The sequence below is a fragment of the Bradyrhizobium sp. WBAH42 genome (genome assembly GCF_024585265.1).
Taxonomy (GTDB): Bacteria; Pseudomonadota; Alphaproteobacteria; order Rhizobiales; family Xanthobacteraceae; genus Bradyrhizobium.
On record NZ_CP036533.1, the window covers coordinates 1924550 to 1937481 of the forward strand.

The 12932-nt window shown below is 66.5% G+C and carries 12 protein-coding genes; 5 read left to right on the forward strand and 7 right to left on the reverse strand.

Going from position 1 to position 12932, the window contains the following annotated elements; genetic code table 11:
* Positions 1-249: 249 nt before the first annotated feature.
* Entirely contained in the window at positions 250-1065 is an 816-nt protein-coding gene (locus DCG74_RS08970) for a L,D-transpeptidase (protein ID WP_172787147.1), read from the forward strand.
* Positions 1066-1713: 648 nt separating this feature from the next.
* Here the strand turns inward: DCG74_RS08970 and DCG74_RS08975 are convergent.
* The 6 genes from DCG74_RS08975 to DCG74_RS09000 all read right to left on the reverse strand — a co-directional run bounded on the left by DCG74_RS08975 (position 1714) and on the right by DCG74_RS09000 (position 7650).
* A complete protein-coding gene (locus DCG74_RS08975; RefSeq protein ID WP_172787148.1) occupies positions 1714-2520 on the reverse strand; it encodes a DUF2076 domain-containing protein in 807 nt (268 codons plus the stop codon).
* A gap of 124 nt (positions 2521-2644) precedes the next feature.
* The gene (locus DCG74_RS08980; RefSeq protein ID WP_172787149.1) at positions 2645-3490 is read right to left on the reverse strand and encodes a ChbG/HpnK family deacetylase; all 846 of its coding nucleotides are present in this window, start codon (positions 3488-3490) and stop codon (positions 2645-2647) included.
* Entirely contained in the window at positions 3487-4533 is a 1047-nt protein-coding gene (locus DCG74_RS08985; RefSeq protein ID WP_172787150.1) for a glycosyltransferase family 2 protein, read from the reverse strand. The genes DCG74_RS08980 and DCG74_RS08985 overlap by 4 nt, the downstream gene beginning before the upstream one ends.
* A gap of 97 nt (positions 4534-4630) precedes the next feature.
* A complete protein-coding gene (gene hisG, locus DCG74_RS08990) occupies positions 4631-5608 on the reverse strand; it encodes an ATP phosphoribosyltransferase (RefSeq protein WP_172787151.1) in 978 nt (325 codons plus the stop codon).
* A gap of 3 nt (positions 5609-5611) precedes the next feature.
* Positions 5612-6763: an ATP phosphoribosyltransferase regulatory subunit gene (locus DCG74_RS08995; protein ID WP_172787152.1), complete on the reverse strand. Its 1152-nt coding sequence runs from the start codon at positions 6761-6763 to the stop codon at positions 5612-5614.
* Between the two features lie 131 nt (positions 6764-6894).
* Positions 6895-7650, reverse strand: coding sequence for a 16S rRNA (uracil(1498)-N(3))-methyltransferase (locus DCG74_RS09000; protein ID WP_172787153.1), 756 nt, complete (start codon positions 7648-7650; stop codon positions 6895-6897).
* 210 nt (positions 7651-7860) lie between these two features.
* On the opposite strand from DCG74_RS09000, the gene DCG74_RS09005 reads away from it, so the two are divergent.
* Both DCG74_RS09005 and ubiA read left to right on the forward strand, forming a co-directional pair.
* On the forward strand, positions 7861-8526 hold the full coding sequence (locus DCG74_RS09005; protein WP_172787154.1) for a hypothetical protein: 666 nt from the start codon (positions 7861-7863) through the stop codon (positions 8524-8526).
* A gap of 142 nt (positions 8527-8668) precedes the next feature.
* Positions 8669-9631, forward strand: coding sequence for a 4-hydroxybenzoate octaprenyltransferase (gene ubiA, locus DCG74_RS09010; protein ID WP_172787155.1), 963 nt, complete (start codon positions 8669-8671; stop codon positions 9629-9631).
* 123 nt (positions 9632-9754) lie between these two features.
* On the opposite strand, the gene DCG74_RS09015 is transcribed toward ubiA, so the two are convergent.
* The gene (locus tag DCG74_RS09015) at positions 9755-10273 is read right to left on the reverse strand and encodes a DUF6101 family protein (RefSeq protein WP_172787156.1); all 519 of its coding nucleotides are present in this window, start codon (positions 10271-10273) and stop codon (positions 9755-9757) included.
* A gap of 263 nt (positions 10274-10536) precedes the next feature.
* Between DCG74_RS09015 and DCG74_RS09020 the strand changes: the two genes are divergently transcribed.
* Complete coding sequence (locus tag DCG74_RS09020) at positions 10537-11928, forward strand: TldD/PmbA family protein (protein ID WP_172787157.1); 1392 nt, start codon at positions 10537-10539, stop codon at positions 11926-11928.
* A gap of 171 nt (positions 11929-12099) precedes the next feature.
* Positions 12100-12906 (forward strand): 3'(2'),5'-bisphosphate nucleotidase CysQ, encoded by an 807-nt coding sequence (locus tag DCG74_RS09025; RefSeq protein WP_172787158.1) that lies wholly within the window; start codon positions 12100-12102, stop codon positions 12904-12906.
* Positions 12907-12932 lie beyond the last annotated feature (26 nt).

A 12932-nucleotide genomic window follows, 5' to 3' on the forward strand; every position in this document is an offset into this window, starting at 1 on the left:
CCGGAACTGTTGTGCGGTGTCGCGCGACGCGGTGCAAAGAAGCGATTAACCATGGCCGCGCTGCGTTCATCGAAAATAAACGCTGATCGCCAAATTGCCGGCGCGCTCGCGACGTGGTGAATCGAAACGCGCTTTCCGTTTACCAAACAAAACGGCTTTTGCTTTTTATTGACCACGTCGAAGGGCGCGGATCAGCCACCGGCTCTCCACGACGCATGTGATCTAGACGAAACAGTACAGAGTACGTCGATGTTCAAGAAAATGTCTGTCGCGCTGCTCGGCAGCGCTTGCACCTTCATGGCCGGCGCGAACGATGCCAGCGCCTTCGACAACAGCGTGCCGAACGATCCGCCTGCGGTGCTCTACCAGCCGCGCGTGCCGCCGGCGCCGGTGCGCGTCGCGTCCAATTCCAACATGGGCGGCGGCTTCATCGAATTCCTGTTCGGCGATGGCCCCGGCCGCGGCCCGGCCTACGCGCCGGAGCAGCCGGTGTATCAGCAGCAGCCCGGCTATTACGACCAGCGGCGCCTGCCGCCGATGGGCGAGCCGCAGATGCAGGGCGGCTATCAGCAGGGCGCGTCTCTCCAGCAGGAGGCGGTCGATCCGCGGCAGCGTCCGTTCGATCCGAGATTCGAGAAACAGCTCGTTGACTATAGCGGCAAGGAAAGTGCCGGCACGATCGTGGTCGATACGCCGAACAAGTTCCTCTATCTCGTCGAGGGCAACGGCCGGGCACTGCGCTACGGCATCGGCGTCGGTCGTCCCGGCTTCACCTGGTCCGGCGTGAAATCGATCACCGCCAAGCGCGAATGGCCGGACTGGACGCCGCCGGCGGAAATGCTCGCGCGCCGGCCCGATCTGCCCAGGCACATGGAAGGCGGCCCGGAAAATCCGCTCGGTGCCCGCGCGATGTATCTGGGATCGACGCTCTATCGCATCCACGGCTCCAATGAGCCCTGGACCATCGGCACCAACGTCTCCTCCGGCTGCATCCGCATGCGCAACGAGGACGTCATCGACCTCTACGGCCGCGTCAATGTCGGCACCAAGGTCGTCGTGATGTGAAGGGTCATGCGATCGATGGAGCGATCGGATCCGCGTGCCGCGTCGGCTCGACCTGCGGGGCATCGAAGGGGGCGCTGCTGCCGCCGAACGCCTGCCTGAATGGTCACGTCTACTGACGTTGCCTCGATCCAGGACGAGGGACAGCGGAGCGGCGACGGCGAGTTGATGTAGCCGAATGCGGTGCGCGAGCAAAGCGCTTCAACCGCCGCACCGACAGCTCGGCCTTCCTGAGGCGCTCGTGCAGTCCCTCCAACTCGTACAATTCGGTGATGAGATGGGTTGTGACGTCGCTCAGGTTCGCGATGCGCTGTTGAAGTGGGCTCATTCTCAAAACTCCCGACTGTAGCCAAGAGAGGCAGCCACGGCGTGTGGCATAAGCAACGTGTTCTTCCAGTTGAACACCCATGTCCAAATTTGGAAATCCGGGAGTCTACGGCAGCGTGTGTCGGAGGACGATTTCGCTCTGTATGGTGAAGTCAGGCGCACGTCGTGACGTTCTGCATGGTGCTGTCCGAGAACGCATGCACTAGTCATATTATATCGAATGGCGTCTTGGCGCCTGTGGTGCAGAGCAGCGCGCGTTGAGCCCTGCTCGAAAAGAAATCGGCCGCCCGGAGGCGGCCGTTTCACATCTGTCGGTCGAATGGCCTACGCGTAATCGCTGCCGCCGTCGTCGTCGCCGCCGAAGTCGCTGTTGTCGGCCGTGTCGAAGCTATCGTCGCGATCGTCGCCGTAGTTCTGGTCGTTGTTGTCGCGGTCGTTCGACGCCTGGTCGAAGAAGCCGTGGCGGGACTCCCGGTTCGAGCCGACGTCGTCGAGGCCGGCATCGCGCGCGAGCGAGCCGCCGGACTGATCGCCGCCGCTCCAGGGGCTGCGGTCGCCGAGCGCGTTGGTGTCGCCAAAAGCCTGCTGGTGCGATCCGCCCATCATGCCGCGGATGCTCGAGAGCAGCAGGGAGCCGCCGACGACGCCCGCCGCGGCCGCCGCCGCGGTGCCCAGGAACGAGCCGCCCCCACCGCCGACCGGCGGAGCGCCATAGCCCTGACCCTGGCCATAGGCCTGTCCGTAAGGCGGAGGAGCGCCGTAGCCAGGTTGGGCCTGCTGCATCGCCTGGCCGCTGTTCCACGTCGGCCGCTGCTCACGCGGCGGCACATTCGGAACCGAGCCGCGCGAGGGGCTCGAGCCGAACAGGGTGTCGCGCATGGTGTCGAGGAAGCCGCCGGACTGCGCCTGCTCGGGCGCATGGGCCGCTTCCAGCTCCTGGATGCGGGCATTGGCGCGCTTCAGCGCTTCGTCCTGGACCAGCGTGGTCTGCACCAGCGCGTAGATGGCGCCGGGCGCCTTGCGCAGGCCGTCGGAGATCGCGGCGATCGCATCGGGATCGCGCGGTGCATTTTCCAGCTTTGAAAGCCGGTCGAAAAGGTCGTCGACGAGCTGGCGTTCCTGCGGCGTCATGATCTGTCTCCTTCGCGCAAAACCAAGCGCGAAAGGAGATGTAGGGTTCCAATATGGCCCCAACAGTGCCGGCCGGATTAAATTTCGGTATGCGACAAGCTGCCTCTGGCGCGCTTTTCGCCGTTCATCCCAGTGTCACGTTGCTGTCCGCCAGCAGGCGCGCGAAGGCGTCGCCCGCGAGATAGGCGTGCTCGCGCTCGCGGACGTCGGTCATCGGATCGAGGCCGGTGAGGACATCATCGACGAAGCCGGGATGGCACATCACGAGGCCGCCGTCGGGAAGGCCTTCCAGGAATTGCCGCATCAGCGCGCCGAAATCGGCGGCGCGCGTGAAATCATAGGCGCCGGCGAAACCGGGGTTGAAGCTGAGGCCCGCATGGCCGGCGCGGCGGCGGAATTGCGCGCTGAGACCATCGAGCACCAGGGCTTTCGGTGAGGCCAGCCGCTGCCGAAGCGGCAGGTCGCGGCCGCCCTGGCGCACCCAGGCCTTTGGCGCAGCCTCGGCCACCGCATCGACGAAGCCGTCGCGCACCTGCGGGAAGAGCTGCACATGCTGGTGACCGTCGACGAAGTCAGGGGCGCGTCCGAACGCGTCCATGAAGGCGGCCAGCTGCGCCTTCACTTCGTTGCGGATGAATTCACGGTCGAGCCGCCGCATCAGTCCGGCGCGCAGCAGCTTGGGAAAGGCGAAGAACATGTCGCCGTCCAGGGGGCGGAAATGCATGGTGAGCGGCCGGAACGGCGCCGACAGCGTCACGTGCAATCCGATCGCGCATCGCGGGCTTTGCGTTGCCGAAGCCTGAAGCGCTTCGACGTCGCCGCGCGAGATCGCGGGCCCCACCATCATCACCGAGGTGGCGTTGAGGCGGCCGCGTTCGATCAGGTCGCGGATGGCGCGGTTGACCCCCGGGCTGATGCCGTAATCGTCGGCGCAGAGCCAGATCCGCCGCGCCCTCGCGGCCACGCTCATTCGGCTGCCGTCCTGCTCGCGGCCTCATCGGCCTTGCCGGCTTCGAAATGCTTCTCGCTGTGCTCGGCGACGAAGTAGATCGGACGGGCCTTCAGCTCGGAAAGGATCTTTCCGATGTATTCGCCGACGATGCCGATCATGATGAGCTGCACGCCGCCGATCGTCATCAGGCCGACCACGAGCGAGGGATAGCCCGGGACCTGCTTGCCTGTGGTCCAGACCTCCCAGAGGATGGACAGGCCGAACAGGAAGGCACCGCCGGCGAGAATGACGCCGAACAGGCTGGCGAAGCGCAACGGCGCCACCGAGAACGACGTCAGGCCCTCGATCGAGAGGCCGAGCAGGCTCGCGGCGTTGAAGGTGGTGACGCCATGGGCGCGCGCTGCGGGCTCGTAGTCGACGCGGATCTGGCGGAAGCCGATCCAGCTGGCGAGGCCCTTGAAGAACCGGTTGCGTTCCGGCAGCTGCCTCAGCGCAGCGACCGCGCGCGGCGACAGCAGGCGGAAATCCCCGGCGTCCTCCGGAATCTTCTGGCGGGCACCCCAATTGATCAGCGCGTAAAAGCCGTGCACCGCGACCCGGCGCAGGAATGGCTCGTTGTCGCGATGCGCTTTCGCGGTGTAGACGACGTCATAGCCGTCATCGATCCAGTGCCGCACCAGCTGTTCGACGAGCGCCGGCGGATGCTGGCCGTCGCCGTCCATGAACATGACGGCGCCGAGGCGGGCATGGTCCAGGCCCGCCATCAACGCGGCCTCCTTGCCGAAATTGCGCGACAGCGACACCACCTGAACGTCGATTGCGTCGGCCGGCAATGACCGCGCGATCGACAGCGTCGCATCCTTGCTGCCGTCGTCGACATAAACGACCTCGCAAGACAGCCGATAGCGCTGCCGCAGGGTCCTGGCGAGATCGCAGATGCGCTGGTGCAGGGCCGATAGGCCCGCCGCCTCGTTATAGACGGGGATGACGATCGACAGCCCCTTCGCTGCGGCGTTGGCTGCGGTGGTCGTCATGCCGGAAACGTCAGAGCCCAGCGTCATCGATCAAGGTTCCAGAGGCGTTTAGGTCTTCTCAACAGCATATGGTAGCAGCCGTTTGCTGTCGCTACGCTGAACGGAGCTGCTCAAAACGTCGGGCTCACCGCCGCAAGAAAGCTTCGAGCTTGGCGAACAGCGGGTTCTCCCGGTCGAACACGTAGTCGAGCGAGACCACCGAGACGGTCTCGGCGCCATGCTCGCGCAGGAAGCTCGCCAGCGCGTAGAGCTGCCCCGGTGGGCAGTGCAGCGTCAGCATGCCTGACGAGGTCGGGCCGCCGAACGGCGCTTCCACGCCGAACCGGCCGTGGGCTTCGCCGAGCAGGGCGGCATCGCATTGCCGGAAGCGGGTGCGGACCTCGCGGTACTTGTTGGCCCGCGCTCGGGCTGCGATGTGGTCGAGGATGACACGCGCCGTCTCGCGCGCCTGCGGCGACCAGTCGGCCTCCTTGGCGGCCACCAGATTGGCCTGGCTGCGCAGGATCACGCCGTCGTCGAGCACCCGCAGGCCGTTGGCGGCGAGCGTCGCGCCGGTCGTGGTGATGTCGACGATCAGCTCGGCGCTGCCGGCCGCCGGCGCGCCCTCGGTGGCGCCTGCGCTTTCGACGATGCGGTAATCGGTGATGCCGTGAGCCTGGAAGAAGCCGCGGGTGAGGTTGACGAACTTGGTCGCGACCCGCATCCGCATGTGATGCTGCTCGCGGAAGCCGGTGGTGACGTCGTCGAGGTCGGCCATGGTGCGGACGTCGATCCAGGCCTGCGGCACCGCGACGACGACGTCGGCATAGCCGAAGCCGAGCCCCTCGATCAGCGACACGCGCTTGTCGGCATCGGCGATGTTCTCGCGCACGAGATCTTCGCCGGTGACGCCGAGATGGGCAAAACCGCGGGACAATTGCGAGGCGATCTCGCTCGCCGAGAGATAGGCGACCTCGACATTGTCGAGCCCTGCGATGGTGCCGCGATAGTCGCGGGCGCCGCCGGCTTTCGACAGCTTGAGGCCGGCACGGGCAAAGAAGGCCTCGGTGTTTTCCTGCAGGCGGCCCTTGGACGGAACGGCCAGAACGAATGGCGCGCTCATGACTTAAGCTTCCACCTTGCGGCCGATCCGGTTCAGCGCGTCTACCCAGACCGAGAAGCCGACCGCGGGGATCGGCTCGGTCGAGCCGAGCTGGGTCATCAGCCCGTCGTAGCGGCCGCCGGCGACCAGCGGCTCGGCGCCGTTGCCCCTGTGGTGCAGCTCGAATTCGAAGCCGGTGTAATAGTCGAGCCCGCGTCCGAACGCGGTCGAGAAGCGGGTCTGCTTCACATCGATGCCGCGCGCGGCCATGAAGCCGACCCGGCTCTCGAACTGATCGATCGCGGAAGCGAGATCGAGCTTCGCGTCCGTCGTGAGTGCGCGCAGCTCGGCGATGGCATCGTCGGGGTTGCCCGAAATCGACAGGAAGCGCTTGAGCACGGCGATCGCCTCGCGCGGCAGCGCGCCGCCCTTCAGCGTCGATTGCTCGAGGAAGCGATCGGCGATCTCGGCCGTGGTGCGGCCGCCGACATTGGTGGTGCCGGCGATCGACATCAGATCGGTGACGAAGGCGAGCGCCGCCTTGCGGTCGGAGCCGGCAAGGGCCGCCAGCACGCCCTCATATTCGCTGCGCGTCGCGGTGGTCGCGGCCGCCAGCCGCTCCAGATCCTGCTCCAGGCTGATCTTGCGGTTGAAATCCTTGACCAGGCGGCGGCGCCAGACCGGATAGAGATTGAGCGCGTCGAGCAGCGCATTGAACAAGGCAACATCGCCGGTGCGGATCTCGACATCGCGGACGCCGAAGGCGGCCGTCGCCTCCAGCGCCAGCGCCAGCATCTCGGCATCGGCCGCGGCGCGGTCCTGACGGGCGAATGATTCGATGCCGGCCTGGAGGAATTCGCTGGCCTGGCCGCTGCGGTAGCGGAACACCGGACCGAGATAGCTGAACCCCGCTGGCTGGCCGGCCCGGCCTGAGGCGAGATAGTCGCGCGCGACAGGAATGGTCAGGTCCGGGCGCAGGCAGAGCTCCTCGCCGGAGAGGTCTGTGGTCAGGTACAGGCTCTTGCGGATGTCCTCGCCGGAGAGGTCCAGGAACGGCTCGGCCGGCTGCAGGATGGCGGGCTCGGCCCTGACATAGCCGGCCTGCGCGAACGACAAGAGCAGCGTATCCGCCCAGGCGGCGGAGCCGGCAGCATTTGAGGTGGCAGTCGCGGTCATCTCAGGAGTCCATCGTCCCGGCGGAACCGGGCAGGGCAAGGGGAGGCGAATTGGCGCAGGCCTTAGCATGGCCCGACAGCGGTTTCGACCTCCAAAGGATCAATCGCTTAACGGGTGGGCAATGCGCAGGATCAGGTGCTCTTGCCGCCCCAATCGCCCAGCACCGCCTGCACCAGCGCCAGGGCGGCGACGGCGGCGGTGTCCGCCCGCATGATGCGGGGGCCAAGCGCCAGCCGCAGGATCTTGGGCTGGCGCAGCAGCAGCGCCCGCTCTTCCTCGGCAAAACCGCCCTCCGGGCCGATCAGCAGGTCGATCCCGTGCCTGGCCTCGCGCGCGCCTTGCAGGCTCTGCAGCGGATCCTGGACCTCCGCTGCCTCGTCGCAGAAGATCAGCAGGCGATCGGCGGGACGCTGGCTCAAGAAGCGCTCCAGCGGCACCGGCTCGGCCACGCTGGCGATGCTGAGGATGCCGCATTGCTCGGCCGCCTCGACCACATTGGCGCGCATCCGCTCGGTATGGACCCGTGAGGCCTGGGTGAACCGGGTCAGGACGGGCTGCAGCGCCGCGGCGCCCATCTCGATGGCCTTCTGCACCATGTAATCCAGCCGGGCATGCTTCAGCGGGGCGAACACGTAGGTGAGGTCGGCGAGCCGGTCCTGGGGCCGGGTCTGCTGGAGGATCACGAGGCCGTCCGGCCGCTTGCGGCCTTCGATGGCGGCCTGCCACTCGCCATCCCGGCCGTTGAAGGCCAGGACCTCGGCTCCGGCGCCGAGCCGCAGCACATTGCCGAGATAGTTGCTCTGGTCGCGGTCGAGCGGCACCCTGGCGTCCTGGGCCAGGGGGGCATCGACGAACAGGCGCGGGGCGCGAAAATCGTGGGAAGGCATCGCCTTGGGGGTCCGGTTACCGGCTGTTCTTAACCGAAAGGCGCCATTCCGGGGTAAATATTGCCAATCTGGTGCGTCCCAGCGCCGCGCTCTCGCCCTATTCCACGGGTTGTTAAGCGCCGGCGGGAATCGTAAAAACGCGAACACGCTGGTCACGCTTCAATTGGGAAGCCCTGAACCCCGTAAGCTCCTGCCGGAGAGACTGTCTTGATGATCCGTCATTTGATGGTTCCGCTCGCTGCCGCCATGGTCGCCATGAGTGCCGCCGGCGCTTGTGCGCAAAGCGCCTTCCCGGCGCCACTGCCCAACCAGGCTTCGAACAGCTCGCCGTTTCCGCCCGTGAACGGCTCGGCGCCCACCGCGTCGATGGGGAGCGCGCCGCAATCGTCCTTTCCCGTCAACGGCGCTGCCCCGGTCGGCGGCGGCGCCGGCGGCTTCAGCGCGGCTCCGCCAACGCAGGCCGGTCCCGGTGAGGACTGCATGAAGGCGTTCATGCCCCTGCGCGAAGAGGCCGAGAAGCGCGGCAAGCTGATCAAGGCCGCGAGCGACCGTCATGCGCAGCCGGACGAGGCCTGCAAGCTGATCCGCAACTTCAGCCAGGCCGAGTTGAAGATGATCAAGTACATCGAGGCCAATGCCTCGAAGTGCGGAATCCCGCCGCAGATCGGCGCGCAAATGAAGGACGGCCACAAGAACACCGAGGCCATGCAGACCAAGGTCTGCAACGTCGCGCAGCAGATGCAGAATCAGCCGCGCGGTCCGGCCGGTCCGTCGCTGAGCGAGGTGCTGGGCTCGGGCTCGGCGCCCGAGGCGAATGCCGGCAAGAAGGGCGGCAGCACCTTCGATACGCTCAACGGCAACGTCCTGACCCGATGATACACGTGCCGCCGATTTGAAGTTCCTACGGTGCTCGCCGCGAGATCCTCATAGGAACTTCAAATCGATAAGCGGCACGTGAATTATAATTTTCTGGCTTGTGCCCTTGTAGTTTTCGAAGTTCGTACCGGAATACGCCGCGATGGAATACGAACTTCGAAAACTGGGCACTAGCACATCCGCCCGCGTTGCCGATTCCACCGGCAACTGGGTCGATACGCTCGCGCCGCATTGGGCGCGGCCTTACCTGCGCCTGTCCCGCTTCGATCGCCCGATCGGCTCCTGGCTTCTCTTGATGCCATGCTGGTGGTCGGCGGCGCTGGCCGCCGGCATGGCGCATGACGTGCATGGCCTGCCGCTCACCATCGTGCTGTTCTTCATCGGCGCCTTCGTGATGCGCGGGGCCGGCTGCACCTGGAACGACATCACCGACCGCGACCTCGACGACAAGGTCGAGCGTACGCGCTCGCGGCCGCTGCCGTCGGGGCAGGTGACCACCAGGCAGGCGCTGGTCTTCATGGTCGCGCAGGCGCTGGTCGGTCTCGTGGTGCTGCTGCAGTTCAACCGCTTCGCGATCGCAACGGGCATCGCCTCGCTCCTGATCGTTGCGATCTATCCCTTCATGAAGCGCATCACCTGGTGGCCGCAGATCGTGCTCGGGCTCGCCTTCTCCTGGGGCGCGCTGATGGGCTTTGCCGTCACCTTCGGCCGCATCGATGTCACCGCGCTCGTGCTCTATGCCGGCGCGATTTCCTGGGTGATCGGCTATGACACGATCTATGCGCATCAGGACGCCGAGGACGATGCGCTGATCGGCATCAAGTCGACTGCGCGCCTGTTCGGTGCGCATACGCGCCAGGCGCTGGTGCTGTTCTACGGGCTCGCGGTGATGTTGATCGGCGTCGCGCTGGCATCTGGCGAAGCGCGCTGGCCGGCCTGGCTCGGGCTTGCCGCCTTCGCGGCGCATCTGGCCTTGCAGATCGTGCGGCTGAGGATCGACGATCCCGGGCTGTGCCTTCGCCTGTTCAAGTCGAACAAGCATGCGGGTCTGCTGCTGTTCGCAGGATTGCTCGCGGACGCGATGATGCGAGCGCAGCTCTCGTAGGGTGGGCAAAGGCGCTTGCGCTGTGCCCACGATCTCTCAATGATTGACAAAGCGGTGGGCACGCTTCCGCCTTCGCTCTTCGAGCTACGGCGGACAAGTCGCTTTGCCCACCCTACGGCACCATTAGTTCCTCGCGATGATCTCGCGCTCGCCCTGATGAACCGGCAGCTCGCGCGCCATGGCGGTGCGCCGGCGCATCAAGAATTTCGGGCGGCGGGCGCGGATCGCGTTGGCGCGGCGGCGGCGCGGTGCGGGCTTGCGGGCGCCCTCGTCGAGCTGCGGCAGCGCGAAGATCTCGCTCCAGATCGTCCAGGCCTGCGCGATCTCGTCCGCGTCAGTGCCGATCAGCAGCGGGATGGACAGCGAGGGATCGCGGTGCACGAGAACGAGCGTCTGCGCCTCGTCATTGCCGCGCAAGGCAACGCCGGTGAAGTCGGCGACGCGCACGTTGATCGCCATCTGCATGCCGCGCACGGCACGGCGCAGCACGACGCGCTCGCGATGAAGCTCGATCTGCCTGACATGTCCGTCGGCGCGCGGGTCATGCGCATCGAAGCGGACCGGAAGGGAAAGAGGGTCGAGCCGCAACGAGCGGCTCGACCCGGCGGGGTGGACCCCGCATGTTGCTGTTTGACGCCTCACGGCTTCGTTCTCCCCGCCGGGATTATGTTCCCGGTCGATGCGAGGACCTTAGCGCGCGGCGGTCCGAAACCGCTTAAAAAGGCTGGTTAACCCACCGTCACTGCACCTCATGATTGACAAGACCTTGGCGCGCATGATTGACGAGACGTTGCGCCGACGTCGCGAATCTGAGCTTTTGGCGGGCTGAAAATGCTTGAAGTCCGCGCTATCAGGGCACATCTGTGGGTTCCGGTCCCGAACCCCGCCCCAACAGGATTTCGTTCGTGAACTCTTCACCAAGCTCGACGCTTTCGACTACCGCCAATCGCGACCTGCTCGATCAGTCCGCACTCTCCGATCTCGCGCAGCGGCTGGTCGAGGCAGCCAGGCGCGCCGGCGCCGATGCGGCCGATGCGGTCGCGGTGCGCGGCGTCTCGCAAGGCGTCGAGGTCCGCGACGGGCGCGTGGAGGAATCCGAGCGGTCGGAGGGCGACGATGTAGGCCTGCGCGTGCTGGTCGGCCAGCGCCAGGCGGTGGTCTCGACCAACGATGTCAGCGGCGATGCCGTCACCAAGCTCGCGGAGCGCGCGGTCGCGATGGCGCGCGTCGCGCCCGACGACAAATATGTCGGCCTCGCCGATCCCGCGCTGCTCGCGCGCGACTTCCCCGATCTCGACCTGCTCGATCCCGCCGTGCCCACGACCGCCGAGCTCGAGCGTCGCGCGCTCGCGGCCGAAGCTGCGGCACTCGGCGTCAAGGGCGTGACCAAGTCCGGCGGCGCCTCGGCCTCCGCCGGCATCGGCGGCATGGTGCTCGTCACCTCGACCGGCTTCCACGGCTCCTACCTGCGCTCCAGCCAGGGCATTTCCGCCACCGCCATCTCGGGCGATGGCACCAGCATGGAGCGCGACTACGACTTCACCTCGGCGCCGCATGGCGCCGATCTGCTGTCGCCGGAGGTCGTCGGCCGTTCCGCCGGTGAGCGCACCGTGGCGCGCTACAATCCGCGCAAGGTCGAGACCTGCAAGGTGCCGGTGGTGTTCGATCCGCGCGTCGCCGGCTCGCTGGTCGGCCATCTCGTCGGCGCCATCAACGGCGCCTCGATCGCGCGCAAGACCAGCTTCCTGAAGGACAAGCTCGGCCAGCAGCTGTTCGCGAAAAACATCCGCATCATCGACGATCCCTTGCGCAAGCGCGGTCTGCGCTCGCAGACCTTCGACGCCGAAGGCGTCGCGGTGAAACGGACCGCGCTGGTCGACGACGGCGTGCTGACGACCTGGCTGCTCGATTGCGCCACCGCGCGCGAGCTCGGCCTCACCACCACCGGTCACGCCCATCGCGGCGTGTCTTCCTCGCCCTCGCCCGGGCCGTACAATCTGCATCTCGAGCCCGGCACGCCAACGCCGGCCGAGCTGATCGCCGACATCAAGCAAGGCTTCTACGTCACCGATCTGATCGGCTCCGGGGTCAACGGCGTCACCGGCGATTACAGCCGCGGCGCCTCCGGCTTCTGGATCGAGAACGGCGAGATCACCTATCCCGTCAGCGAAGTGACGATCGCCGGGCACCTGTTCGAAATCTTCAAGTCGATGCAGCCGGCGAACAATCTCGAATTCCGCTACGGTGTCAATGCGCCGACGGTGCGCATCGAGGGTTTGACGCTTGGCGGACGCTGATCGAGCTGTTGCTGCTTGGCTCACCTCTCCCGTAGGGAGAGGTCGCGCCGGAGGCGCGGGTGAGGGGACCGCTCTCTCGTGTGATCTGAGCCCCCTCACCCGATTTGCTGCGCAAATCGACCTCTCCCCGATGGGGAGAGGTGTTCTCGCCGCGCCGCGCGATTGAACCCGATGGCAGCTGCTCTCGACGACACCATCCTGACCCGCGACGCGGCGCTGCTGAAGGACACGGTGCGGGAGGCGGGCGCGCTGGCGCAGTCGATGTTCCGCACCGAGCTGCGGAAGTGGACCAAGGGCGCGTCCTCGCCGGTCTCGGAGGCCGATATCGCCGTCAACGATCTGCTCGAAGCGCGCCTGCGCGCTGCGACGCCCGATTATGGCTGGCTGTCCGAGGAGAGCGCCGACGATGCGGCGCGGCTGTCGCGGCGGCTGACCTGGATCGTCGATCCCATCGACGGCACCCGCAATTATCTCGGCGGCCACGACGAATGGTGCGTCAGCGTGGCGCTGGTTGAGGACGCTTCGCCGGTGCTTGCCGCCGTGTTCGCCCCTGCTACCGACGAGTTCTTCTTCGCAACACGCGGCCAGGGCACGACGCTCAACGACAAGCCGGTGCGCGCGACGCGCGGATCCGAGCTCGACTTCGCCCGCGTCGCCGGCCCGAAGCCGCTGGTCGAGCGGCTGAAGCCGTCCCTCGGCGAGATCAAGCTGCATCGGCGGATCGGCTCGCTGGCTCTGCGGCTGTGCAGGGTCGCCCATGGCGCGCTGGATGCGGCCTTTGCGGGCGGCAACAGCCATGATTGGGACCTTGCGGCGGCCGATTTGATCGTGCAGGAAGCGGATGGTAGGATGAGCGACCTCTCCGGAGAACCCATCCTCTATAACCGCCGGGAAGTGGCGCACGGAGTGCTGGTGGCAGCGGGACGCGATCGTCATGCGGGCATTGTCGCGCATTTTCGCAACCGTCCCTTAGCCTAAGGCGCTTTCGTCGTGCTTCTCGAACA